The 26,972-nt window shown below is 57.7% G+C and carries 14 protein-coding genes and 1 pseudogene; 1 reads left to right on the top strand and 14 read right to left on the bottom strand.

All coding sequences use genetic code 11. The annotated features are described in order from the left end of the window. Position 1: 1 nt before the first annotated feature. The 11 genes and pseudogenes from O0J73_RS09465 to O0J73_RS09415 all read right to left on the bottom strand — a co-directional run. The gene (locus O0J73_RS09465; protein ID WP_199161387.1) at positions 2 to 2,290 is read right to left on the bottom strand and encodes a hypothetical protein; all 2,289 of its coding nucleotides are present in this window, start codon (positions 2,288 to 2,290) and stop codon (positions 2 to 4) included. A gap of 504 nt (positions 2,291 to 2,794) precedes the next feature. Next, positions 2,795 to 5,857 (bottom strand): DEAD/DEAH box helicase family protein, encoded by a 3,063-nt coding sequence (locus O0J73_RS09460; RefSeq protein ID WP_099475918.1) that lies wholly within the window; start codon positions 5,855 to 5,857, stop codon positions 2,795 to 2,797. A gap of 106 nt (positions 5,858 to 5,963) precedes the next feature. Continuing rightward, on the bottom strand, positions 5,964 to 7,628 hold the full coding sequence (locus O0J73_RS09455) for an RNA-binding domain-containing protein (protein ID WP_099475917.1): 1,665 nt from the start codon (positions 7,626 to 7,628) through the stop codon (positions 5,964 to 5,966). Between the two features lie 9 nt (positions 7,629 to 7,637). Then, complete coding sequence (locus O0J73_RS09450) at positions 7,638 to 9,506, bottom strand: site-specific DNA-methyltransferase (RefSeq protein WP_308308571.1); 1,869 nt, start codon at positions 9,504 to 9,506, stop codon at positions 7,638 to 7,640. A 55-nt stretch (positions 9,507 to 9,561) separates the two neighbouring features. Next, on the bottom strand, positions 9,562 to 11,700 hold the full coding sequence (locus O0J73_RS09445) for an ATP-binding protein (RefSeq protein WP_308308570.1): 2,139 nt from the start codon (positions 11,698 to 11,700) through the stop codon (positions 9,562 to 9,564). After that, a complete protein-coding gene (locus O0J73_RS09440; protein ID WP_099475915.1) occupies positions 11,697 to 13,085 on the bottom strand; it encodes an SIR2 family protein in 1,389 nt (462 codons plus the stop codon). Before O0J73_RS09440 ends, O0J73_RS09445 begins: the two co-directional genes overlap by 4 nt. A gap of 90 nt (positions 13,086 to 13,175) precedes the next feature. Continuing rightward, entirely contained in the window at positions 13,176 to 14,924 is a 1,749-nt protein-coding gene (locus tag O0J73_RS09435) for a hypothetical protein (RefSeq protein WP_099475914.1), read from the bottom strand. Between the two features lie 2 nt (positions 14,925 to 14,926). Further along, positions 14,927 to 17,089, bottom strand: coding sequence for a DUF4391 domain-containing protein (locus tag O0J73_RS09430; protein ID WP_099475913.1), 2,163 nt, complete (start codon positions 17,087 to 17,089; stop codon positions 14,927 to 14,929). Further along, positions 17,086 to 20,367, bottom strand: a complete 3,282-nt coding sequence (locus tag O0J73_RS09425; RefSeq protein WP_099475912.1) for a helicase-related protein — start codon at positions 20,365 to 20,367, stop codon at positions 17,086 to 17,088. The genes O0J73_RS09430 and O0J73_RS09425 overlap by 4 nt, the downstream gene beginning before the upstream one ends. Further along, the gene (locus tag O0J73_RS09420) at positions 20,368 to 20,583 is read right to left on the bottom strand and encodes a helix-turn-helix domain-containing protein (RefSeq protein WP_099475911.1); all 216 of its coding nucleotides are present in this window, start codon (positions 20,581 to 20,583) and stop codon (positions 20,368 to 20,370) included. It lies immediately after the preceding gene. A 388-nt stretch (positions 20,584 to 20,971) separates the two neighbouring features. Beyond that, positions 20,972 to 21,172: pseudogene (locus tag O0J73_RS09415) on the bottom strand (helix-turn-helix domain-containing protein); the annotation flags it as partial. A gap of 1,254 nt (positions 21,173 to 22,426) precedes the next feature. Here O0J73_RS09415 and O0J73_RS09410 point away from each other — a divergent pair. After that, positions 22,427 to 23,581 carry a hypothetical protein gene (locus tag O0J73_RS09410; RefSeq protein WP_099475909.1) on the top strand — a complete coding sequence of 385 codons (1,155 nt, stop codon included), beginning with the start codon at positions 22,427 to 22,429 and terminating at the stop codon, positions 23,579 to 23,581. Positions 23,582 to 23,818: 237 nt separating this feature from the next. On the opposite strand, the gene O0J73_RS09405 is transcribed toward O0J73_RS09410, so the two are convergent. The 3 genes from O0J73_RS09405 to O0J73_RS09395 form a co-directional block, all read right to left on the bottom strand. Next, positions 23,819 to 24,247 carry a hypothetical protein gene (locus O0J73_RS09405; protein ID WP_143568526.1) on the bottom strand — a complete coding sequence of 143 codons (429 nt, stop codon included), beginning with the start codon at positions 24,245 to 24,247 and terminating at the stop codon, positions 23,819 to 23,821. Positions 24,248 to 24,473: 226 nt separating this feature from the next. Next, positions 24,474 to 25,046, bottom strand: coding sequence for a lysozyme inhibitor LprI family protein (locus O0J73_RS09400; RefSeq protein ID WP_099475907.1), 573 nt, complete (start codon positions 25,044 to 25,046; stop codon positions 24,474 to 24,476). Positions 25,047 to 25,329: 283 nt separating this feature from the next. Then, the gene (locus O0J73_RS09395) at positions 25,330 to 26,532 is read right to left on the bottom strand and encodes an integrase arm-type DNA-binding domain-containing protein (RefSeq protein ID WP_099475906.1); all 1,203 of its coding nucleotides are present in this window, start codon (positions 26,530 to 26,532) and stop codon (positions 25,330 to 25,332) included. Positions 26,533 to 26,972 lie beyond the last annotated feature (440 nt).

Genomic DNA, 26,972 nt, shown 5'->3' with positions numbered 1-26,972 from the left:
TTCAACGCCAGAAGCGCGCACTGCCCAGATGACGCAAATCTTGTGCCAGCTCGGCGACCTTTTCAGCGGACTCGATAAGATTGCGCGTGCGCAAGGTGCTCTCGACCTGATCAAAGGTTGTGCGTAACCGTGGCGTGTCCTCGCCCCGCAGTTTTGGCAGCACCTTGGCGTAGATCGCGTGATCCAAGGCGGCCTCCGTTGTCAGCACGCCGCCGTCGGTTGCAGCTTCAACGTAACCGATGACATCGCCAATCGTGCGCCATCCAAAATGCAGGCGGACCGGACGCAGCTGCTTGACCAATGTTCGTAGGACCTCGCGCACCTGGCTGGCATGTTCGGTGGGCAGCCGCGTGGTTGACCAGCCAGGGAAAACATCCACGTCAATGTCCCAGAACTCGATGACCGCTGCGCGATCGAGAACTTTGTCGCTCAATCCATGTGTGGTCTCGTCCATATTGACTGTGCCGATCAGAACCAGATTCTCGGGATATGCGATGCTCGCCGGCACGCCATCCACGGCTTCGCCTTGTGCGTGCAATCGCAAGGGCTCGCCGGTTTCCATCGCTGACAGCATCGGGGCTAGGTATTGCTCCGGGTGAGACAGGTTCATCTCATCCAAAACGATCGTGTAAGCCTGGTCCGGGTTGCCCTGTGCCTGGAGAAGGAACTCCAAAAATGGCGTGCGTACGTAGATGTCGTTCTTGAGGGGGCTGATGTAACCCAGCAAGCTCGAGGGGTCGTGCCATCCCGGCTGCACGGGCACGATCTCGAATGCACCATCGGCATTGCCATTGCCTCGCAGGCCTCTCGCGTAGCAGCGAGCGAGCTGAGTTTTGCCGGCGCCACTCAAGCCAGTCAAGACCGCAAAATGCCGGCGCGCATTCGCCCAAAGGCCTGCATGCAATCGGGCCACGAGTTGCAGTGGGAACGCGATGTCCTTGGGGAAGGTAGCCAAAATCGAGGCCACCGAAGGCAGCGTAGTGGCCAACGCGGCCTCAGAGGCCGTGGCCAACATCTCCGTGGTTGGAGACAGCATTGGCGCGGGCGCTAGAACGTCGGGTTCCCAAGTCACGCGAGCGGCCCATTCCTCACCGCTTTCGGTCAGCTGGACTTGCTTACCAGGCACGGATTCCACCAAACTAAGGTAGCGCATCCAATTGATCAGCGCTGTGGGGGCGAAGTTTGTCGTCCACCCAGGATTTACACGTTGCAATGAATCAACGATCTCAGTGAGTAATCTTGGCCCGGCACGCAGCATGACCAACAGATTGTCGAAGCCAAGGATGCGGGTGAGCATCCAATCCGACACTTCCTCTGGATCACCCGTTTCAAGCAGGGCCACACCGCGGTCTGTCAATTGCAGCTCGTCGCCCTCTGCCCGAATGACACCCCATTCCGCCATGAGGCAGTTAAGGTTCGTATTAAGTGTCGCGCGGGTATGCGTGGGATTTTGCGAACGAAGATGTTCGATGAAGTCTTCGCGCTTGCAACCATCCTTCGCGAACTCGAGCATGCCAAGAACAGTCGACAACCCACCGCCGATGCCGGTCATGCCGCGGCGGCGGCGATTGGCGGGCAACGGGTTCAGTTGGATCTCACCAGCCTTATCTCCGGCGACCTCCGTGGCATCGCTGCTTTTGTCCTGAATGAAGTGCACGAATAGCAACCAAGGCAATGTCATCTGCTCTTCAACGCTTCCAGCCTGATCAGTAACCTCGGCAAGGCGATCAAGCACGCGCTGATGCAACGCCGTACGATGCTCAAGTCCGGGAGTCAGGCCTATGGCACCCCCCAATCTGCGCAGCTTGTGGAAGTGCGCGACGGTCGTGAAATGGTGGGGCCAGAGGGAGGCAAACAGGCGATACATCTTTAATCGTGGCCGACGGTCCGTGAGCGCCCGAACACGCGTTTCGATGTCGTCCCATGCCTTAGCAAACCATTGAATGCATTCCTGCGGATCAGTAGGGATGGGCGATTGCTTTAGCTCCCACAGCTGGCGCGCGATTGCCGGATCGGCGATCACGCGGGATACGTCGATGTGTCCTTGGCCGGTGGCAGACACAGTCTCGTTCTCCCACAGCTCCTTCTGGAATTTCGGGCTCGTAAAAGTCGCTTCATTTACACTGGCCACATACTGAAGCCACTCAGCAAGCCTCTTCAGCCAATCATCCAGGTGGCGCTGACTCCGATGCCGCTCTTGCGCCACCCTGCATGCCTCGCGCAATGAATTTTCATCCTTGAGATCCGTCACCATTCGTTCCCCGCCCTGATATTGGAATGTCAGCAACACGCCAACTAACCCTGGACTTTCCTACTTATCGTGCCACACATTCGCAATGTATGTGCCCCACCTTAAGCCTCCGAAACTCCCCCACCCAGTGACCTGCTCCGAGCCTTCAGGGCCAATCTGACTTGAACAGAATCCGTGAGGATGAGGGTTAACCAATGCTCGCATCACGAGTACAGCTTTCGCCTCTTCTTCCTCGGCGGAATCTCAGACGGGCACTCAATTCTGAACTGATCGCGAAAGTGTCGAAAGGAAGGCCTCGGCATCCCCTCCCCAAGCCTATCGAGCGCGAACTGGCATGGGCTCCTTGCCTGTGAAATTCACCGCGCCGCGCTACGTGACACATGTCAGTCCTGTGACCGCGCACCGCGCCCAATGCCGGAACGGCCTGAATTCACGCGCTGCCAGCAGTGCAAAGCCCGTTACGCTTGGCGATGTACTGCGCGAAATGTTATTGAGGTCCCCTCCATGGCAAAATTAAAACCACTCGACGAACGAATAATCTCCCTATTTCACCACTTCCATCAGCTTTCCAAAACTGTCCACTACGTCGTACTGAACATTGCTCGGGGCAAGCCGCTCGTTCATGTTGGCAAAGAACTTGCGGGCGCATTTGATCTTGGTCTTTTCGATCTCCCGCAGGTCCATTGAGGACATGGATCCCTTCGTCTCGGCGACGAAGTAGATGTGCTTGACCTGGCCTTCCTTGAAGCTGATCGCCCAGTCGGGGTTGTAGTTGCCGACTGGGGTGGGGATGAAGAATCCCTTCGGCAACTTGGCATAGACCACCACATCGGTGCTGGTGTCTAGCTCCTTGACGAATTGACGCTCAATATCGGAGTCGGTCAGGACGTAGTCGTAGATGTGGTGATGGAGCTTGTCGCCGGCCTTGCTCAAGTCTTGCTTTGTCTGCCCGGCAGTGAAGATGTCCAAGTCGTAGCTGTCGTCCACCGGGTCGTAGGCGAGGTGTTCGATGATCACCGTGGCCTTTTGCTCGTTGATAAGACGAACAGCCTCGGCGATGAAGCTCTCCGGGTTGGTCCTGAACTGGGCGAATACCGCCACGTTCATCCCTTTGATGATCTCCGCTACCGTGCGACGGGTGAGCTGTGTACCCTCGGCGATCTTGCCGATCAAGTCGTAGGGCACGGCTGAGTGAATTGAACTGCGGTGGTTCTCCGTCTTGTTCTCGGAGATGCGGAAGCTCTTTCCGTCGTCCAGCTTGTCGTAGGTGATTTCGTCTTCCTGTTCGCCCGCCTGGATGACGTACTGCAAGGGCATGACCCGCAGGCCTTCGTCCTTGTGGTTGATCATGTCCACGGCTTTGCGGACCAGCTCGTCGCCGTTGAAGTGCACGCTATAGGCTGCTTTGCGGTTGATACGCTGCCAGAGCGCCTTGAACTCCTGCTTCTCGAAGTTCTGGTTTGGCAGCAGCTGCTTCAGATTTCGACCGTTCTCCGGCGTCGGAATCTGCCCTTCCGTAAACACGCTGTCGATCAGCTGGAACACCTGCTCGGCATGCGGCAGCAGCTCTTCCGGCAACTCGACGATAGCACCTTCCTTTTTTGCCTGATGGTACTTCTCGGTGATGTTGCGCTTCTTGTCAACGTAGCCGTTCTGAATCAGGTAGAACTCGATGTCGGTCGCCATGTCGGCAGTGACCGTCACGTCGCCGTTCGGCGCCTTCAGTACCTTACCCGTGAAATAGGTCTTGTCCGCAATCCTGGCACGTGCGGACAGCGAGGCGCTGATGTCTGCCTGCAATGCAGTCACGAAGTCCTTGTAGCTCTCGCTTGCTACTACGGTGAGCACATTGATGTCGTGGACGCTGCCGCCATCCATGCGCTCTCCTTGTTGGTTTACGGACAGGCGCAAGCCGCGGCCGACTTCCTGGCGACGTGAGATTGTGTTGTCGCTGTGCTTGAGGGTACAGATGACGAACACGTTGGGATTATCCCAGCCTTCGCGCAGTGCCGAGTGTGAGAAGATGAAGCGCACCGGCGTGTCGAAGGACAGCAAGCGCTCCTTGTCCTTCAGGATCAGGTCATAGGCATCGGCGTCATTTGACATGCCGGCGTTCTCGCCGCGATTTTCTTCATCCGGGTCGACCAGGCGCTTGCTCTTCTTGTCGATGGAGAAGTAGCCACTGTGGGTCTTTTCCACGGCAATGGACTTCAGGTACTTCGTCCACGGCGTCTCTTCCAGCTCCAGAACCTCGTTGAGGTAGAGCTCGTATTCCTCTTCGAAGATGTGGGCGTATTCGCCTTTCTCGTCCTGTTGGCCGTAATCACGGTACTTCACGACTTCGTCGATGAAGAACAGCGAAAGCACCTTGATTCCTTGCTGGAACAGAGCCTGTTCCTTGTCGAAGTGCGCCTTGATGGTCTCCCGGATCTGGATCCGGCGCAGGGCGGCTTCGTTTACATCGCCAATGGCGTCGCCGGTGGCTAGGTCTACGCCATTGGTGAAGCTGAGGGTGTCGGTGACTGCATTGATGTCCGAGACGACATAGCCCTCGCGGTACTGGTCGAGGCCTTCGGACAGGTCGAACAGGTTGTCGCCCTTTTTCAGCTTGCGTACGATGCGCTTGATGCTGCCGCCTTTGAGCTTCTGCTCCAACTCGACGCGTCCTTCCGGCGGCTTCTTGGGCGAGATGTCGATCGATTGCAGGTACAGGTAGGCGTTGGTGCCGGCCAGCCCCTTCATGGTGATGCCGCGCACGGCGATCTTCTTAACCAGCTTCTGATTGTAGGCGTCCAGCGCATCCAGGCGATGGATCTTGTTGTGCGTGGTCTTGTGCGTGGCCGAGTAACGCAGCACGGCCAGCGGCTTGAAGTTGACCAGCGAGTCCAGCGTCTTGCCGCCTTCCATCTTCTGCGGCTCGTCCAGGATCAGGATCGGGCGGTTGGCGCTGATGACGTCAATCGGCTTCCGCGACTGGAAGTCGTCTAGCGCTTCGTAGATGCGCCGGTTGTCCTTGCCGGTGGCATTGAAGGCCTGCACGTTGATGACCATCACGTTGATGCCCGCGTCGGACGAAAAGCTCTCCAGCTGGTGCAACTGTTTGGATTTGTAGATGAAGAACCGCGCCTTCTTCTGGTACGTCTCTAACAGATGGTCTGCCGTGATTTGCAGCGACTTGGCCACGCCTTCGCGGATGGCAACCGACGGCACCACGATGATGAACTTGCTCCAGCCGTACTGCTTGTTCAGCTCGAAGATGGTCTTGATGTAGCAAAAGGTCTTGCCGGTACCTGTTTCCATCTCGACATCGAGATTGATGTCGGCCACCTTGGTCTTCACCAGCTTGTCGGAAACCGGCAGGTTCTGCCCGCGCTGCACCATCTGGATGTTGTCCAGAAGCTGCTTCTCGCTGAGGAACAAATCGGCATTGCGAAAGCCGTCGCCGCTGCCGAGTGTGGTGCCGATGGTTTGGCCCTTGGCCTGCTTGCCGGGATCGATCCGGTAGCTTATTGCCTCCGGGCTGGCCGGCGGCTGGCCCTTGAAGCAGTCCACGACCGCCTGCACGGCGGCGGTCTGGTAGGCCTGGGTCTTGAATTTGAGCTTCATGCGGTACGGGGCCTTTCTCTTTGCAGCCTCTTTGGAAATTCGGGCCCCGGATCCGGGTAAATGCCTGAATTTGCGTGACTTTTCGGGGTGTCTCTTTGCCGGACTTCTAATTTCTCTCTGCAAGCTGCCAGCTGGGAGCGGTATCTGAACCGGCGTTCACAATCGTTCCCTGCCGGCGGAGCTTGGTCAGCAGGGAGCTGATCTTGTTGCCCTTCTGCTTTTCGGTCAGGGCCTCACTCAGCTTGCCCAGCAGCAGCTTGTTGATGTCGGCACGGGAGGCCTCGCCGAACTTGGCCAGATAGTCCGTGATCAACTTGGCGTAGAAGTCGTCGTCCTGACCGCGGGTGCGGATGTAGTCGGCCTTGCTGGCCGTTGCGGCGGCCACCATGGCGGAGACGAAGTAGTTCGGTTTGCGACCCTCGATCAGCCCGGCCTTGCGCAGGCGGGCAGCGGCTTCGTCGGGGATTGGCAGCTTCTTCTGCACGCGGTCCAGGGCCAGCACGTCGGCCAGCGGCAGATCGGTCTTCTGGATCAGCAGGCGGCTATAGGCAATGTCCACCACCCCGCCGTAGATCGTCATCTTCACAGAGCCAGGCTCGCTCAGGTCGTAATCCGGCATCGGGAAGTAGCGGCGGGCCTGGCCGGCGTACATGTCGCGGATGCCGTAGCCCATCGTGTCGATCATGTTCAGTTCGGCCATCGCCTGGGCGAGGAACGGGTTGCGGTAACGGCGGGGGATCTTGGTGCCCTGGATGTACTCGTCCGGTTGGCCTTCGTAGAAGCCGCCCTCATTGGCGAAAATCAGCTTGTCCGGCTCCTCGGTGACCACGACGCGGCCATCGCGGGTGTAGTCCTGGTGGGCTATGCAGTTGTGCAGGGCTTCAAGAACGATCCGCTGGTCGTACTTGGGCACTTCCACGGGGACCAGCTCGTTCTGCGGCAGGATGCGCAGCTGTATGTTGCGGATCCGCTGGTAGAGCTCGGTGGTCTTGAGCAGGAAAGGCAGGCCGAAGTGCTCGTAGGCGCGTTCAGGGCCTTCCAGGCTCCACGTTATCTGCGCTGGGTGCGGTGAGAGCCGGTAGGCGGATTCGGCCTTACCGAGCAACAGCAGAGTGGCGCGGGTGATCTGGCCTCCCTGTGTGAGCCGGGCGCGGTCGAGGAAGGTCGGCAGCGGCCAGCCCATCACTTCTTCAAGGGTGGTGCGGTTGGCGTACTTCTTGGCGAATGACTCGCGCGCCTTGCGCACGGCGGTGTCATCCAGATCGTCCAGCGTGGCCGCTGGCACGACTTGCGCCGTCCAGTCCACGGCCAAGGTCTGGCGGCGGATTTCGTCCTGCTTGTCCAAGCCCAGCGAGGTCAGGCTTTCCCCGGCGCGGGCGTAGTAGTGGCCCTTCCAAGCGATCGGGATACCGCGCGGAGCGGCGGGAATCTGGAACAGCAACACGCGGCCGTCCGCATGATGCAATTCGTGTATGTCGCGGAAGGTGATGCGCGGCTCGGCGTTCTCGGCAATCTGCATCTTCAGCGATTGCAGGCGCTCCTCCTGCGGGCGGTAATCGGTGCCCACCACGGCGCGGGTCTTGTTGTTCACGCCGAACACCAGCCAGCCGGATTCTGTCCCGCGCAAGTTGGCTTCGTTGGCCAGCGCGGAGAAATACTTACCGATGTCGTCGGTGCTGTAATCGTTGCTGGCCTGCTTGAACTCCACCACCTCGTTTTCCCAGGTGGCGATCAGGCCGTTCAACAATTGAGTCTGTTCAGGTTGTTCCATCGTGTCACCTTACAGGCACCTCACTTCGGTGCACGGCGAGAGCAGCTTGAAGATCTGCTCGATGTTGATCTTCACGTCGTCGCTCTTGAAGCCGGCGTCGCGGAATACGGCGCGCAACGGCTTGTGCGTTGCTAGCTCCTTGGCGAAGGCGTCATCGATGCCGCCAGTCTTGTCGAAGCAAGCGGCCAGCGCGTCGGTATCGACGAAATACACGTCCTTGCCCTGGATGACCTTCTTTTCGATGGGCAGGGCAAGGTCAACGCCCCAGTCCAGCATCACCTGGAACAACAGGTCTTCCGGGACGCGGTCGGGCTTGATGTTGTCGATGGTGGCAAGCAAATTGCCTTGAGTGATGGAGTCAGCGGCGTAAAACACTTCCATCATGTTGGACGTGTCGACCTTTAGTACACGGAATCCGGAGTCAACTTTTCCTCTCTCTTCACCTAACCTCTTCCCGCAACGGCGAATGCGTTCTTTGCTAATGTCAGCGATCGTTGCATAGCCAAGTTTCGAGGCGACTTGTTTTGGGTTGCATTCTTCCTGTGCTTGAACCAGCAAAAACCTCCAGTCGCCCCGCCCGGCGGCGCTCCAGCGCATGATTGCGTCCGCGGTGGTTGCAGAGCCAGCGAAGAAGTCAATAACAATATCGCCACCAGACGACGGCACCAATTCCAATATCTTCTGGATCAGCTTTGTCGGCTTTGGCGCCGTGAACACTACCTCGCCGTCGAAGAGGTCTTTGATCTCCTTGGTCGCGCTGCGATTCTCCCCGGCTTCTTCGTGTGGCCACCAGGTCCACGGAACCATGCCCTCATCACGCTCGGACCAAAACTTCTTCCGCTGCGCCATACCGTCACCGTTCTTGCCGAAGTAAATCCTCCCATCGGCGAGAAGGCCGTCAAACTGCTCCTTTGTTGTGCTCCAGTGGCGTCCTGACGGTGGCATGAGAACTCGCCCACTAGGTGTAGTGATCGGATAAGTGAGGTTCGGACGAATGTTCGGTGCGTGGAACGGCACGGCGAGCCAGTCGCCACGCGGATCGTTGTCGCGATTTGTGTAGGTCGCTCGTTGCTTATCGTCTGTGTCGACCTTATTGAAGGTCGCTAGAGCTTGATTTCTTGCGTAGCAGACAACGTACTCGTGCGCATTGGATACAAAAGTGGCGTCATTTCGCCGAGTCAGTGTCTTCTGCCAAACGAAGGTTGCCACGAAGTTGTCGGCTCCAAAAATTTCGCTGCAGATGCGCTTTAGGTTATCGACTTCATTATCGTCAATTGAAATAAAGATAAAACCATCATCTTTGAGCAAGTTGAACGCGAGCTTCAGTCGCGGATAGATCATGGTCAGCCAGTCAGAGTGAAATCGCCCGTTGGCTGCAGTGTTTGCCATCAAACGGCTTCCTTCCTCGTCCTGTTGATTCGAGCGTCGCAGATACTCGTCAGCATTCTCGGCGAAGTCGTCTTCGTAGATGAAATCGTTGCCCGTGTTGTACGGTGGGTCGATATAGATCACCTTCACCTTGCCAAGATACGTCTCCTGCAACAGCTTCAACGCATCCAGGTTGTCGCCCTCAATGAAGAGGTTTTTCGTCGTATCGAAGTCCACGCTCTCTTCGCGAACCGGCCGCAAGGTTTTGGCAATCGGCGCATTCGCCGTCAGCAACGCCTCGCGCTTGCCCGGCCAGTTCAGGTGATACCGCTCCTGCGGCCCCTCCACCAACGCAGCCGACAGCTCCTGCCGCAACTGGTCGAAGTCCACCGCTAACTTCACACCGCCGTCCTCGTCCTTAGCCTCCGTCACGCAGCCCGGAAACAACTCGCGCAAGCGTGCCAGGTTGGCATGGGTCAGATTGGGGGAGTGCATTTTCAGTTTGTCCATGGTGGTTCCTTGAAGCGATTGCGGATCAAGCGAGAAGGCTGGCGCAGCCAGCCCGCTAGAATCGAATGGTGTCCTCGTCATCCTCGGCGGACTGCGCCGAAGAGGAGGCTGGCGATAGGGGTTGTTCAGGGGAAATCTGCTGCCAATCGGTGGCGATAGTCTCCCAATCGACAGATCTTGCAATGGGCAGCCCAAGTTCGTCGGCTTCGAGATTCTCTGCAGACCACACCGACCAGAAGTCGGGGTCATTTGACCGAGGTTGCTGGTCAGCCGGCAGACTATTCATCTGCACAAGAACAGGTAGTTCGGAAGCCCAGCCAAGCAGAATGGCGTGGCGGGATGGCAAGGACGGAAGGTCACGGAGCAGGCCACGCAGGTTGTCAGGAACCAGCTTGTGCACCAACTCCTGATCGCGGTCATTGCTGATGCGGTGGAGCAAGTAGCTGTTGCACTGCGAGAGCACGGTCGGCGATAGCTCACTGGGGCGCTGCGAAGACAGCACCAATCCCAAGCCGAACTTGCGGCCTTCGCGGGCGATCTTCTCGAAGACCTGACAGCAGATCGCGGCGGAACTTTGGTTTTCCGCATCGTCCGGGTAACGACGGATGAAGGTGTGCGCCTCCTCCATCACCAGGACTGTCGGCAAAGTCTTGCCATGATTGAGCTTGCGGTAACGCTGCAAGGATTCCAGCGTCATGCGGGCGATAACGGCGGTGATGATGTGGACGACTTCGGCCGGAACCAGAGACAGGTCGATCACCGTGACCGACCCGTTGGAGGCTTGGTCATCGCCGATGTACTTGCTTAGCCAGTCGTGGAGGGAGGCATCTCCATGGCCGCTGATGATGCTCTTCATGCGGTTGTCCGAAAGAATCGCTCGGATGCGCATCAGCATGGTCTCGACGTACTCAGAGACTCCCGTCAGCTCCGCATTGGCTTCGACACTGCGCAGTAGCTGGTCGCCGGTGAAGGGGCGCGGAACATCGGCGTCGATAGGAAGGACATCCGTGTCGGATCCGCCAAAGGCGGAGTGCGCGGTCTGGGCTAGATGCAAAAGGTCATCAACCTCCGACTTCGTGAAGTCGTAGGTCGGATACTGCCCGCTACGGGCATTGGCGAACTCGGTAATTCTGTGCCTGAAAGCCGCCAGAGCATCGTTCTCTGGTTGGCTGAAAGCGGTGTCATCCGAAAGTCCTTCTTGCCATTTCCTGATCTTCTCTAGGAAGTTCTTGGGCTGAGGGAACCTTCCCCATGGACTCCCAGCATTGCGTTCAATCTGGATTATTGAAACCAGCGTTCGAAGAAAGCGACGCATCTCGTGGCTTGGGGTGACGGACGTACCCATCGTGCCATCGCGGACAGAACGAAGCGCCTGTATCAGTGTCGGACGCTGAGTCTTTGCACTGGCCTGCGTGAATGCGCTCCATTCCGCGCTGTTCCAGAACCACATTGGAACTTGGAGTTGCTCAATCTCTGCGGATGCTGCCACGGCGAATGTTCGGACCTTTCCCATACCCCTGAAGGTACTGGCGTACTCTCCGTTAGGATCCAGAACGATGAAGCGTGCATTCGGAGCGCTGCCCTTGCGCGCCTTCCGTGCCGCATCCATTGACCACCGGATCAGGCCAGCAACTGAGCACGACTTCCCGCTGCCGGTATTACCCAGAACTGCCAGGTGGCGACCAAAAATACGGTCGGGATCGACCTTGACCTCGGCATTGGCGGCCAAGGGGCTGGTGCCAATCTTGATGCGCCGCTTCCCGCCTGATTCGACGATGGCACGCAGCTGCTCCTGAGTAGGCAGGATGACGGGGTCGCCAACTGATGGGTAGGCTTCAACGCCACGCCGGAACTCGTACTTTCCCTCTGAATAGAACAAGCAGCCCAAAGGGTTGAGGCTCATCTTTCGCAGTGGATAGGGCAAATCCACCAGACCGAAGTCCTGCATGCCCTTACGCTTCGGGTACTGAGAGCGCTCGATGGTGACCCACTCCACCTGCGCGACAAGGTAGCCTTGGTCGCTGGCGGCCAATACGTAGCCATTGACGCGCGGAAACGGGCGAGGAGCGCCAGCATTGAGCGCGACTCCATCGGGCGCCTCGATATCCAGCAGCACCTTGATGCTGTCTGGTGATACATAGTCGATAGTGCCGATTCGCAACGAATCGGCATACGCCAGTGGAGACAAGGTCATATCAAGTCGTCCACATCGTTCGAACCGGAACCCTTTCCAAGCGACTTCGACGATTGTTGGGTTTTCCAGCGTTGATTCAAGAGCTCGCCCATGCGGAAGGTGGTCTTGTCGATTGCGGCCTTGGGCATGTAGTGCTCGGTCAAGGCGGTCAGGTCGGCCAGAGCAGGGCCGATCAACAGGCTGATCTGAGAGGGCCTGCCCATCTCCTTGTAGGTCTGCATGATTCGACCAAGGGGGTCGCTATAAGCAATCACTACCAAATGCGTGGATGGGATAGTGAGCATGTCGCGGATTACCCGGTTGATATGCTCATCGCCGAAGCTGTAACCGTAGGTCACCAGAGTGCTGTTGGGGCGACAGACCGCTGCCGCGAAGTCACGGAAAAGTTCAACGTATGGGTAGTCCGCTGTTTCCCTGTCCTTGGCGGAATTAGGGTAGATCATCAGCTTGTGAGCTGTTGCTCCATCCAGGCCGGGAGCCGCGAGGAAGGGGGCGACGTCGTTCGCTCCAAAGGGTAGGCCGATGCGTCGGATGTCCTTGTTGACCTGTAACCAATCCACAGAGCCATGCAGCTTGGTGAAGCGTGCGACGCCCTCCAGGTAGCGGGGCTCGCCCCGGATGCCGGGAGGGTTGTAGTGCATGTCGAGATCAAGGCGCGACGAACGAAAGATCGGTGTCAACGTGCCAAGGAAGCGATCTAGTAAATGCAGACCAGCGAGCTCTGCACCGACCTCGATCAGGCGGTCATAGTTGGTGGTAAAGATACTGAGTCGGTCGCGGACGCCGGTACGGCTGGCAAAGCTCATCAAGAACGTGACGAGCGTATTGAACGCGTCCTCCCGTTTAGAGTCGTCAGAAGAAACGATCCCGCTCTCGCTAGCCAAGATGGACTCGGCAAACTTCCCCATCCCGTCCGCAATCTCAGTGCGAAGGGATGCTTCACTTTTATCTCCGAGAATTTCCAATCCACGAAGAAGCTCATTGGCAACCCGCAATTGGTCTTCCAGGTTGTCGGCCTTGCGTCCCGCAGCTACGGCAGATTGCTTGGCTGACGCACTGATCTTGTCGCTGTGATTGCTAAGGGCGAGGGCGTTCATGCCAGCCGCCAACTTTCCAGTGGCTAGCTGGTGGACCGCATGGGTCAAGCCTGAGCCCGCGAGAAGCGACAAATGCTCGGATTGGAAGAGTGAGGTCAGCCAAGGCTCAATTCGGCCCCGCAAATCCTTCTGGGTGAATTCCTTGGAGTCTCCATCTACCCAGGTAACGTCAGCAAATTCATCGAGAATGAACTTTCCGTCAGCGCTATCAAAGCGAATGGGATCTCGATCATCCCGAACTTTGACGACATTAGGCCATTGCTTCGCTTGTTCGTTGCTGACAGACATCTGCCTGACTCCGATGTTCGCTATTGCGCGTGGTGTTACTTCGCCAATTATAGATATAAATAGACCCAATCTTGACTAGGCCCGTTGCCCTCAAATGCCTTTGGTTTGAAAGCTACCAAGGGTGGGGCTGGCGCCACCAAATCCGGTGCTCTTCAAGACTCCCATCGAACGAATGACGTTCTGGCGTGCACCGCCGAGCGAGACAGCGATGCGTGGATACGGAGCCTCAAGATCGGGATAGCTGGTGCGTAGCCATTCCGGGAAAGATCTTGCCGCCGCAACGCGGATGGTCTTGCCGTGTGCCGTCACTGTGCCTTCAGCCAACTTTCTGACCATTGGCAAGGTGGCGCCGCCGCCAGTCAGTACGATGGTGAGGTTATGACTCGGATTAGCCTGTACCCAGTTGATCCATTCCTTGTCTGCGGATTCGAGGATTTCGACAAGAGTCCTGCGCAAGGACTTCTCGAAGGCTGTGACTTCCTCCAACGCGAGGAACTCGGTTAGCGAGACGTCCACCGCTTCCCCGCTGTAAAGGGGGACATAGACGGATCCGGAGTTGAATAGGGATTCCTTGTAGTCGCGAATGTCGCGCTCAAGCGCGTGGCTGATGTTCTGGAACTTATCGTGCGAACCGTTGACGCCAGCTTTTTGCAGGACGAAACCTTTGAGGAGCTTGTCGAGGTGGTTGCCCGCTTCGGTGATGCCGCGCGCAGCGCCATCCACCTCGCCCGCCGTGGTTCTGGTCTTGTCGATGCTGCCGTCGTCATTCACAGTGACCTTCAGCCGATACAAGCTAAAGTCGCTAGTGCCTGCGCCGATGTCCACAACCAACGCCAATGAATCGTGGTTGGATTGCCAGCTGAGCAGGGAGCCAGCCACGCCAAGCGGCTCGGTGACGCTACCCTCAATGAAGGTGTAGTCGCGCTTCTCGGCACGTAGCTGTTTCAAGGCCGAAAGGAAGCGACCCAGGGGCAGACCTTGGTGGACTTCATCTTCGAAGGTGTCGGCGAGAATCTGTGCCTCACCGAGTAGGGTTTTTAGTTCACCCTCTACGATGCGCGCGTTGGCCCGCGGGAAGCACGGCATGGCGAAACGCCGTTTGAAGTTTCGAGCCACGACGGGCAATTCCACATCGTTCTCTAGCGTATAGCTGATGGTCCATGTGAAGAAGGTCAGATAGGCAAGAACAATGTCCTTGTAGGTGAGCGGATGCGGCGTCGGGTTGTAAGTGGCATCCACGGGGACGTTCAAGTTGCCTTCGGACAGGGCGCGCTTGATGTTGTCTATCCTTGATCCGGCACCGTTCACGGCATGTTTGACCGCGTTCTGACCGAACCAGAGGAGTCCATCGGCGTCGATGAAAACTGAGGAAACCAGCATGACTTCGTCGATTTCCTCTTGGTCGCCGGGGACACCAAGCTTGAGCACCTGGATGTCCTCTATGTCCTCATCTTCGTTGTCATAAACGAAGCTGGCTTTAGACATGGCTGTGCCGAAATCAAGGCAGACGCGATAGGTTGCATTGGCTTCAGGCAAGGACAGCGTGGACAAGTCCAGGATGACCGGTACTTCCACCATCGGTTCTGGATCAGGTCGAGAGGTCTGTGGTTCAGCGGCCAGGTCGACAGTCGGCACAACAACAGCTGGTTCAGGACTGGGCGGGGCAGGAATTGGAATGGATGGCGAATCAGGGCTGTCTGGCTGATTGGAAATGAAAAAATCCAGTGCCTCCAGTTCGCGCTGGGTAATGACGCCTTCAAGGCGGAACTTCCCATCGTTGCCTACCTCGATGCGCTCGCGCAGGTTGGCAATGATGATTTTCGCTTTCGTGAATTCCATGCTTATTCCTCAGGCTCAACGCGCGGCTTTACGAGCGTCTTAATCTTTCCGCCGAACTCTTTCAGGATGCCGTCACGCACTACTCTGACCCGACGAATGCCGGAACGATGGCCGCCTTCCATATCGTGTTCGATGGGGTTGTACTCGACGATACTGCCTAGTAAATCGGTCTTGCTCAGTTTGCGCATACGAGCCAAACGCTCGGCGACTTGAGCAATGCTTTCGTAGCCGGTGGCGGCACGCTCGACTGTGGCGGCCTGATATGCATCGAAAGTCTTCAGGACGGGTACGACGGCACTGTTCAACTTACCCATGCTGTCCCGGTTAGCATCGACCTGGATCAGCAGTTCGCCGATCTGCTGGTCTTCGGTGTTGCCCAGCTTGTGCTCCGCGGTGCGTTCGCTCTGGGAGACGCGGCCAACCTTCAGCCAGTAGTCCGCCACTTCCGGGTCAATATCAACCGCTCCCTTGAAATGGAGCTTGATGGCGCTGGTGATCATGTGCGTGGAAGGCCAGCTGGCCTCCATCGCACGTAGGATTTCCTTATCTGTTCGATTTTGGCGAGCAAGGACAAGTGCGGTCTCCAACAGGTTCATCTGCACTTTCGGGATCACGGCCGAGCCTTCGATGTAGCGAGTCCATGGGCCTTGTGTGAGCAGTTTCTTGCAGTCCTGCAACAGTTGGTAAGTTTCCGCATGAAGTGCGTGGGAGTAGCGCAGCTCGATCACGCGAACGAGTGCGCCGCTGGCGGCATCCAAGCTGGCATGAAGTGCGTCTGTATCTGCACTGGTTGTGCCGCGTAGGAAGGTGTTCGTCAGGCTTGCCAAAGCGGTTCCTGGCTCCAGGCCGACATTCCCTTCGTAGCTTCGTATTACCTCGGTAATCGACTCAAAGATGCGGCGAACCCGTTTGATGCGGGTGTCGAGAGATTCAATGCCCTTTACGATGTCCGCAGCTTCGACCAGACGATGGACGAAGCTCGCCAGGTCTTCGCTGTTGCTGAGTAGGATCCGTAGCAGCTCCTTGCGGGCATTGTTGGCCGTGTCAATCGCTAACGATTCGCGGGCGCAGTAAATAGGGAGCCAATCTGCCTCGGTGTAAGCCAGCATCTTGGCGGCATACTCCTTGGCGTCGCCGTCTGCCAGGGTCTCGATAGAGGGGGGCTCGTCGGTGAAAAGCTCATTCACGCGAGAATGCACTTCGGCTTCTCGCCCGCGGGCAACGGCGGCTACTCGCCCCAGTATCGCCGCCGCAAAGAGCTCCTCTTCGACGGGTACGGTTGCCGCGAGACTGACGACAGCTTCGACCACTTGCCCAAGATTTGTATCTTTAAGCAAGGCTTGTTGCTGCTGCTGCCTCATCACCTGAGTTAGCAGGTCGTTCAAAGCCTTCAGGTCGGTTGAATCGACGACTTGGCTCAGAGTGATTTCTGGTTGTTCTGCCATCTTGCGTAGCTCGGGTTTGTTCGCGGAGGCAATAAGCTTTAGATAGCCAGCTTGGTCAAGCTGGGTTCGTAGTTTGCGTACAGTGGCATTTAGCTCAACCTTTCGATTGAACTGCTTTTCTTTCTCAAGCGCTGAGATGGCCTTGGCCAGCTCGCCCTCCAAAGTGCGAATATTCCCAAGCCGATCTATCAGGGCACGAAGAGGTTCTCGGGGGTGTGCTGGCAGCGGGATCAATCGCAGCAACAGGCGTTCGTACAGGCCGTGCAGGTTTAGGCTCGTGGGCAGATCTGTGCGCGGACTGTCGGCGGATCGCCATTCAGTTTCGAAGTATTCGGAGAGGAGAAGCTTGCCTCCGTTATCTCCACCGCGCGGACGTTTGAAGCAGGCAATTACCTGCACGAGGTCGGCGTGGTAAAACTCGAAGAGAATCGGATGCTCGATGGCTCCGTCAATGCACCGCAGCACGTCGTGGCTGAGTTCTGGTGTTCTTAGCTGGATGCCGAGAATCTGGATTTCGGACACGCCGTCCTTGGCCGACAGGTTGATGGTCTCTGGGGCCAACTTGTATAGCCAGGTGACCTGCTCGACTTCCTTGACGAACAGATCTTTCAGGCGAGCATTTACAGTTCCATGTTCGTAGAACTTCGATTTTGGAACGACGCGATTGACTTTCGCCTTTTCGGGCCATGCAATCAGGGCATGGTGCTCGGCGTTGCTCACGCTACCTCCTGCACCACGAGGAACGAGATCAGTTCGAAGTCGTCCAACCCGGATATCGTCTGGGTCAGTGCGCTGGTCTTTCCAGGCGAGAACAGGCTGTCGATGTCCTTCTCTTCCTTGACCTCGATCATAGAGCGGATGGCTCCACCCAGCAGATCGGAGTAAGGGCGCATATTGCGGCCGTCAGCGGTAGCCTTGTTGAACGCGGGGCAGAGATCTGCGAACGGTTGGTCCTGGCCCTTGCAGCAAGTGCGGGCCAGATCGAGTAGGCGCTTGACCTCGGTGTGATCGTGAATGACTTGCCCATCTTCGCCCATGTAGATCAGGTAATACGGGTGCAGGCGGTTGTGCTGCGGCAGATGGGCGGGTGGGTTCACGCCCGTATTACGGTTGCGCAGGGTGAAGAACACGCCGGGTTGCAGACCCAGCTCCGCATTGGCGGGCACGATGGCATGCAGACCATTGGGCGATCTGTCCAGCTCACCATGTGCCTTGACATAGTTCAGTAGATCCATGCGGAAGTCGTTGAGACCAAGGTCAGTGATCGAAACGCCGGTCTTCAAGTCCTCCAGTTCGATGACTTCTTCCTGCAAGCGGCGCAACTGCTCCTTGCGATAAGAGACATCGTTCGCCTGCGCTGATAGCACGTTGTCATCGCCGGTTGCGGTGACGTCGGCAATCATCATCCTGCTCTCGACCCGCTCCTTCAGTCGGATGTACTCATCGAGCGAGATGTCCGGCCAGTAGTTGACTAGCTGGATGCAGGCATTCTGCGAGCCGATGCGGTCCACGCGGCCGAAACGCTGGATGATGCGAACCGGGTTCCAGTGGATGTCGTAGTTGATCAGGTAATCGCAGTCCTGAAGGTTCTGACCCTCGGAAATGCAGTCGGTGCCGATCAGGATGTCGATTTCCGCCGGTTCGTTGGGCAGGACAATGTTCTTGTCCTTGGATCGTGGAGAGAACAGCGTCAATAGTTCCTGGAAGTCGTAACTCTTGGCCAAGGTGGACTTGGGGGAGCCTTTGCCGGTGACCCTGGCGGTGTGCAGCTTGTGCGCCGTCGACAGCGCAGGAGCCAGATTGGCGTACAAGTAGTCTGCCGTATCGGCGAAGGCGGTGAAGATCAACACCTTCCTGTTGCCCGGATTGATTGGATTGGCGATTTTCGCGAGCACATGCGCCTTGAGGTGCTGGAGTTTGGCGTCGTGTTCCGGGGTGATTTGCTCCATCAGGGACAACAAGTCCTCAATGTGCTCCAGATCCTGACCCAGGTCGAACTGCCAACGGGGCAGGTCCATGTCGGCCAGGTTGATCTTGACCTTGCCGCCAATATCGGTGTCCTGCCCCAGATCGAGCAGATCGTCGTCGTCCGCTTCCAGTTCGCCCAGCGCTTCGGTCATGTCTTCAACGCAGCCGCCACCGACTTGGCGGAAGTTGACGACTTTGTCCAACGTGCGCAGGTGGTTCTTGCGCAGCAGTTGCAGGGTAAGCCGGAATGCCGCGACAGAGCTTTCAAGGCGTTTCAGCAGGTTGACCGTCATCAGAGCCTGCAAGCTTTTCTCGCGATCCGCTTGGCGCAAGGTGCCTTTGCTTCCCACCTTGGTATCGTACATCTCCGCATACTTCGCCATGCAACTGGGAAGTATGTAGCTCACCGGGGCGTACACCGACAGCTTGAGCCGGGAAAGCTTGTCGAAGATATCGTTGAAGCTGGGCGAGCTATCCAAATCGGACAAGGGGCTTTGGAACGACAGCGGCTTGCGTCGTTCTGGGAACTGGCCGATGCCCTTGGTGTCGTAGAAGGTCTGGATGTGCTTGCGCGAACGGGCGATGGTCACGCTGTCCAGCAGCTCGAAGAAATCGAAGTCCAGACCATCCAGGATGGCGCGAGGGGTACGTTCTTCGGGGGGAAGCTTCGACCAGACGTTGAAAGCTTTCTGCGCATTGCGGAAGACTTCTTCCACGGACTTGCTGGTACGAAGCTTCTTGCTCAGGTTCTCGGAATCGCCCTCGTAGGCCAAGGCCAACTGGTTCCGCAGATCGTTGAACCGGTTATTAACCGGCGTGGCGGAAAGCATCAGTACCTTAGTCTTCACGCCTTCGCGGATGACCCTGTTCATCAACTTCTGGTAGCGGGTTTCCTTGTCCTTGTAGGCGTCGTTGTTCCGGAAGTTGTGCGATTCGTCGATGACGACCAGATCGTAGTTGCCCCAGTTGATGCGATTCAACGGCGTGCCGAACGACTCGCCGCTGGTGCGGCTGAGGTCGGTATGGCACAACACGTCATAGCTGAACCGGTCGCGGGCGAGGATGTTGGTCTTCAGGTTGCGGTTGTAGTTGAGCCAGTTGTCCGCCAGCTTCTTCGGGCACAACACCAGGACGGACTTGTTGCGAAGCTCGTAATACTTGATGACCGCCAACGCGGTGAAGGTTTTGCCCAAGCCGACGCTGTCGGCCAGGATGCAGCCGCTGTAGGTTTCCAGCTTGTTGATGATGCCGGTGGCCGCGTCCTTCTGGTAATTGAAGAGCTTGTTCCAGATCAGGGTGTCCTGATAGCCGGTTCGATCGTTCGGCAATACGTCTTCGTCGATGTCGTCCAGAAACTCATTGAAGATGTTGTAGAGCATCAGGAAGTAGATGCTCTCCGGCGAGTTCTCCTGATAGACGGTGGCGATGTGCTCGCAGATCTGCGATGTCACGTCCTCCAGCTTCTCAGGGTCTTTCCAGATCTGGTCGAACAGGCTCAGCCAAGTCGCGGTGAAACTGGGCTCGTCCATCTTGTTGACCAGGTTGGAGACGGCATTCCCCGACTCATAGCCCAGGTCAACCGCGGTAAATCCGTGCAGCGGCATATAAGCCGTATCCGCCCCGTCAGCTTGGACGCAGGCGAATTGCTGCATTGGGGCCTTGCTGCGGTTGCTCTTGAACGTCGCCTTGCGCCGCAACCAATCGGCGCACTCGCGGGCCACGGCGCGCTGGGTCAGCTTGTTGCGCAGCTGGATTTCGAACTCGCTGCCGTACAGGCTGCGCTCCCGATCCAGCTTGGGGATATGGAACTCCCGCCGCTCCTTGCGAATCCGGTCGGTGACCTCATCAGGCAGGAAAGTGGGGGAGGTGAATATGAAGTCCAGCTCCTCGATCTGCTCCAGCTCGGCCTTCAGTGCCTCGTAGGCGTACATGGAGAAGCATGAGGCCGCGACCTTGAGCTTGGCACCAGGCTTCAGGGAGCGTTTGAGGTCGTCGCCAAGCAAGCGGCTGATGTTGTTGATGATCTCCATTCAGCCAAGTTCTTTCTTGGTAGGGGGGCGTTGGTTGGAGTTCTCGCCGATCCAAGGTTCCAGCTCTGAGCGGCGGAAGCGCCAGGTGCCGCCAAGCTTGAAGGCGGGGATATCGCCGTTCTGGGCAAATCGGTACACCGTCCGCTTCCCGGCTTTCAGGAACGCAGCGACTTCATCCAGCGTCAGGATTTCCCCGTCCGAATCGGTATTGCCCATCTAGGTTGTCCCCTGCTTGGCGGCGTCTTGCCAAGATTAGCCAATTCTCCCACACCCCTGCATTTTTTGACCATGAGCCCAAGCGTCGTCAACCAGTGCGCTTTGGCGCAATCGAACTAACGCGAATCGCCACTGATTCGGGCCGGCCGACCGCGATTCTGCAATGACTTAGGTGACCGGTGCATGGTGAGCGCCACGTGGATCACCAAGGCATTGGATGCCTTAAGAGCGCTCAAGGTAGAACACCGCAACTACAGAACGGTCATGCGCAGGATCGCCTCTTCATGCAAAGCGATGTTCCGAGGCGAGCTGTTGGTGCTCTTGGGACCTCCCCGAGTCGGAAAGACGAGATGTGTGCGTGAAACTCTAGGTATCCCGCCGGAGTGCCACAGGTTTTGTCGCCCGCGCAGCAGTTCTCGGGCAGGTAGTCGACCAAACTGGCCATCACGTCGAAATTGGCGCGATAGCAGACGGTGCGGCCACGCTGCTCGGAAGTGACCAAGCCAGCGCCGGCCAGCTCCTTCAAGTGGAAGGATAGGGTGGCGCCGGGGAGAGTCAGTGCTTGGGCGATCTCGCCGGCCAACTTGCCACCGCAAATCGAGTTCGACTTGAATGAATTGTCAGGCCGGGACCTGTCGATCATTAATGACTGAAATTGACTCTGAACGTATAGATCCGCGTTGTCGCTGGCGTGGTGAATTGGGCAACAACAGCCTTGGAGGGATCTGTTGCAGCGAGATCGGTCAATATTGAGCGGCATCCATCTGCGTCCTGCGCGATTTGCACCGGGTACTCAAATGTAAGCATGTATTGGCCAGCCTCCTCAGGGTGGAAGGTTAGTGCCACACCGCATTCTTTAGTTTGACCAAAGCTTGGCTCCAGAGTGTGCATAACAAGCTGGATTCTGCGGCCAGAGCGAAGCAGGACAGTCTGATCTTTGCTTTTGTGCCGGAACTTCACTATTCCGAGCAGCTCTCCTGCAGGATTGTCTGTGAAGTCCCATAGGGTAAGGTTGGACCAACTGTCCAGCCCGCTCCTTTCCTGCAGCCAAGGGACTGAAACTCCAACTCGTGTGTCTGCGTCCGACGGCGCGGTATAGCGCTTTGCGGCCTCAGCGGGTCCTGTCAGAAAAATTAGTACTAATAAGACCCAACTTCGCATTTGATTTCTCTTTGAGAAAGCTCCGTAAGTGTCAAGCCACCTATGAGGCCTAACTCTGGATTATGCCGAACCGCGCAGCGGGTTTGGTTAGGTAGCGGTGGCTCTGACCGAACCCCTGGCCAACGCCGCCTTGCTTGTGCAACCCTCAGCGAGCCGATGATGCCACTGCTCGCAGGACGGAACTTGCCTAGGAACCCTTGCCGAGCGCTACTGCCGAAGGAAGAACGGTCAGCCAACCTTACACACCGGCGCTTAACTACCTAATAGATGGGCCCGAAGGTCGATTATACGATTTATCCACAAGGCACCGAATGGTAATTTTTCCCTTGGTATATCTCAACCTTAGGGCGGCTGGCCCGGCTAACAAGCCAACGTACAACCGGACCCATCAGCAAGATCCGTGACTGGATCAATGTCCGCATTGGGCGGAAGCGGACTCCCCGGTCGGTGCCGCCCTGCGGGCCGCCAAAGCTGGAATGGTGATGTAGGGCATCAACGCACGCAGTTGCAGTGCGCGCTTGGAATCTAGATAGCGGGCGGCATATACTGGCCGCGGCGCCCGCCCTGCTTGCACACGAGCAAAAACAGGCTGTATCCCCTTATCAACTCTTCTTCTGGCCAGCTGCCGGGAACTTAAACGTGTGCGTCTGACCCGGATCGGCTTGGCCATCGAGGACGAGTCATGACCATCAAGCAATACGCGTTTAATGCCCATGCGCACCTTCGGGCCCAGGGCCTGCCGTCGCTTACCCGCAGCCAGGTCCATGAGCTGCTGGCTGCGGCCGCTGGATTTGCCACCCATGCCGCGCTCCAGCACCAAGCGGCGTGGTGCGACGTGCCATGGCGCGCTACCGCCTTCCCGCCGGATGAGGACCGGGTCATCCAGCGGTGCCTGCAGTTCGGGCTGTCAGCCGAAGAGGCGGCGCGTGCCGCCCAAGGCCTGGCCGACTTCCTGGCTGCGTCCGGCTACGCGCCGGTGCGGTTCGAGGAGCTGATTGCCGCGTTCGAGGACAACGAGGACGAGTGGTCGAAAGCTGAGGAGGCGGAGGCGCCTGCCGTCGCCGAGTGGGTATCGAACGCCCTGATCAGCCGAATGGATCAGGGGCTTGAGACACTGCTCGAGGAACTTCCGCTGCTGCTGGAAGGACTGGAAGCGGCCGCGGCCCGTGGTGTTGCCGCTGCGCACCTAGCGACCGCGTACATGCTCGAGCCGTACGGTGGCCTGCCGGAAGAGGACGACCGCCGCTTCGGGCGCGAGCTGCGCCGGCACGCGCAGTGGTCTGCCGAGCCAGTTAGCTTCGCGGAGATCACCACGGGGGTCGGCGGGTTCGTTCGGGTTGTGGCGAAACACCGGTACCACCTCCTTGCGGCTGCACGGGGCGGGGACAGGCGCGCAATGCTGGTCACCGCGGAGCGCTACGGCGATCCTTCGGCGCTCGAGCTCGAACCGTCGGATGAAATGGACCCGTACGACATGGCTGACCTGGCCGATGCACATGGTCGACCCGAGCTGGCGCACCAATGGCTGACCGTGCTTGCACGCGACGGCGACGTATCGGCCATGCGCGCGCTTATCGAAGACAGGAACGAAACCCCGTTCCGCTCTTGGGTCTGGATGCACCTATCACGTATGCTGGATCAGGACCTGAGCCAAGACAGACACGAAGCGATCAACGAGGACGGCACACTCTATGACGATGATGTCGGCGGGCCAATGTATGTGGGGGGGGGCGACGGAGTCGAATTGGCGCCACTCGCGCCCGAGGACAACGCCCGCGCCAAAGAAGAGGCTGCTCAGCTGTTCTCCGGAATCGAGGAGCGCTACGACCTGACCTGATCATACTAGGTCTTGGGCGGGCTCCCGCTCAGGGGGCTCGCCCGGGTTTTCTGCGCCATGCCCGCACCGTTAGATCGGACTCATGCGTCGTGGTATGCGGGATGCTTCGCTGTAATCGACCAGGTCCGCTTTCGGCCAGGAACGGACATGCTCCCGAATGATGGCCAGCTTCAAACCGGAGCGCTTCAAATTTCCGTCTACACAAGAATCTGCACACACGTCGTGCTCAGTTTCCACTCATCCCCGTGCGGTCTGCTCGCCAAAGGCCAACCGTAGCGCTTCGGTGTCGCCGCTCAGCGCGGCACGCATGCGGCCTTCGTCCAAAGGGCGTACCACCCAGTCGACATCCCATTGGAAGCCATTGCGTCTTGAAATCGGAATGGCCAGATACCAACTTGGCCCGGGCCCGACGCAGTACCAGAATGCATCGTCTGAGGCCTGTGCCATCCAGCGCGGCCCCGGTTGCTGCATACCATCGAACCGTCCGTGCACCTGCTTCACCACCTGTACCTGGGCACCGGTGAAGGCAGCACCATCGCGCGACGGAAACCGCAGCTGCTCGAATGTTTCCTGGCGGGCAGCCCGCAACCGCTGCGGGCCGTTGAGTTGCGCAGCCGCCGCCATCACCACCCCCATTCCCAGCAATATCACCAATGCGCTCTTCATTACGCCCTGCCCGTAGTACTACCGAAATCGTCAATGATAGCGATCAGCTGCAGCAGGACGCTGCACTACGGCACCGGAAGGAAAGTGTCGAGTAAGCGACCAGAGCTGGAGAGCCGCAGCCGGATTGCCCCCTGCCCCCTCAACTTGAATCACCCATTTCTTTCCAGACAGCGTAGGTCTGCTTTGGGTCGGATGACGCCTTGCGGCCAGGAGCGTACGTTCAACTCTATATTGTCTGCATTTCCTTAAGCAGAGGCTCGAGCTCGACGATCCGCGAGATGGTAACGCTCTCTAGCGCGCTGGCGTGGATGAGAGGCTGGATGCTCCCGCCGTGGTACTGGCTGGACTGGAACTCAGCGCTAGCCTCGCGATATCGAAGCCACATCTGCTGAGAATTCTCGAATGAGTCTAGGCGGCCACCAGAAAGATGCTGTCGCAAATCTTCAACCAGAGCGGCAAGCCTTTCTTCGGCTCTGTGAAACGACGCTGCAGCATGTCGATTCATGTCCGCTTGAGTCATGTGTTCCGAGTGATCAGTGGCGTAGATCTGGAAGGCCTGCTCTTGGTAGGCGGCGGCCAGTGTCTTCGCTGAGTTGGCCTTTCCCATAATCGTGTCTTCAAGCACCTTCAGATCATCAAGGGTAGTACCTGACGCCTCTAAGTTCTTCTTCAGATCGAGCAGCTTTTGCTGCTTATCGATCTGTTCGAACATGGGTTTCTGCTCGATGCGGCGCCGCACGAAAAATCCAACTGCCGCTATCAGTGCTCCGAAAACGGCATAGAGGAATTTCTCTAGCATTTGCCACGCACCCCTAAAGTCTACAAGGCCATCCAACTACCCAATAGCCGGACCCGTGGGTCCGGCTACACGACTTGCCCTCAATGCACCGTTTGGTGGACTTTCCCTCTAACACGGCTCGATCTTAGGGCGCTGGGGTCCAGCTAACAAGCCAGCGTATAAAAGGACCCAGCGGTAGGATCGGCGCCGGTACGAATGGCCGCTGTGGGTCGATAGCGCCCTGCGCGACAGCAGCCGCGCAGGGCAATCTAAGACTTAAAAGGGTAGGGTCAGCCCACCAACTTTAGGTGCGGCTGACCTTTCCCTTCAGCTTATCCAAGTAGTCTGCCCACGCTTGCATCATCTTCCTGCGCTCAGGCAAGTGTTCCGCTCGATTGTAGGCAGCCTTGATGGGATTTCTTTCAGAGTGAGCAAGCTGTCTTTCGATCGCATCTGATGTCCATCCCATCTCATGAAGCAAGGTGGACGCCATGCTTCGGAAGCCATGCCCGGTCATATCGTCAGTCCCGTAGCCCAGGCGACGAAGCGCTGCATTGACGGTGTTCTCGCTCATTGGATCCCTCGAACTCCGAACGGACGGAAACACGTAGCGTCCATTCCCCGTGACCGGCCGTAGTTCCTCAAGTAACGCAGCTGCCTGCTTGGACAGCGGAACAACGTGAGCTACGCCCATCTTCATTTTCGTCGCAGGGATGTTCCATTGCTTCGCAGCAAGATCGAACTCTCCCCACTCCGCCTTACGCAATTCACCCGGACGAGTGAAAACCAGAGGAGCAAAGCGGAGCGCACATTGCGTGACAAGTTGCCCCGTGTACCCATCAATGGCCCGCATCAGCTCACCGACCTTCGCTGGATCGGTTATTGAAGCGTAGTGCCTATTCTTCGCCGTCTTCAAAGCACCACGAAGAGCACTGGTCGGGTCGCGATCTAACCTTCCAGTGGCCACGGCATAGCGAAATACCTGCCCACAGATTTGGCGAAGGCGCTGCGTGGACTCGATCTTCTCCTGAGCCTCCAACCTACGCAGGACCGCCAACACCTCAGCGGTACTGATCTCATGGATCTGCCGCTTACCTAGCCAAGGGAAAGCGTAGGTTTCCAGCATCCAAGCTGCCTTCTCCCGCGTTGACTGCGCCAAGTCCCCACGGGACTCAAGCCATTCCACGGCTATCGTCTGGAAGCGGGTATCTACTGACAACTTTGACGTGAGCTTGCTCAATTGCTTGTGCTCGGAAGGATCGCGTCCAGCACGAAGCTTCGCCCTAGCCTCATCACGGGCCTCACCGGCCTCCTTCAATGACACTTCGGGATACACCCCGATCGACAGCAACTTCTCCTTGCCATCCCAGCGATACTTCATTCGCCAGTACCTGGCTCCGTTGGGCATCACGTGCAGGTAAAGGCCTGCCCCTGCCGCCAGCTTGTAGGGCTTGTCCTTAGCCTTCGCATTTCGCGCGGCCATATCTGTCAATTGCTTAGCACCCATTGGGGGTACATCCTCCTTGCTGAACTCCGTTTTTCGAAATGTACCCCCACTTGTACCCCCAAAGCTCTTGGATGCACGTGGACAAGCTCGGACCAAAGCGCACAAAAAAGCCCGCATTTCTGCGGGCTTAGTATGAATTCTGGACTTACTTGGACGCCATGGGACCAGGCGATGGTGCCGCTTATCCGAAACGAACGGATGACCTACTGTTTACAAGTAATTTCGTCTGAGCAATGGAGACAGCAAATTAGACGATCTATTTTGCGGGCGGCAAACTGCTAGAATCGAGGCGACCCGTTCGCATATGCGACCCAGCGCCGATCTCAATCTGTGCACATCACTTACAGTTCAATCCCGGTGCGTGTGACCTGCCCCCTTTCTCAGGGCCACTAGCTACTTAGTAGAGTCCAGGTTGGGGAGCATACCGCTCCGGTGGGTCA

This window comes from Stenotrophomonas sp. Sm6012 (genome assembly GCF_030985895.1).
Lineage (GTDB): Bacteria > Pseudomonadota > Gammaproteobacteria > Xanthomonadales > Xanthomonadaceae > Stenotrophomonas > Stenotrophomonas forensis.
Note: the sequence above shows the minus strand (reverse complement) of the source record. Positions and strands in the feature narration are given on the sequence as shown.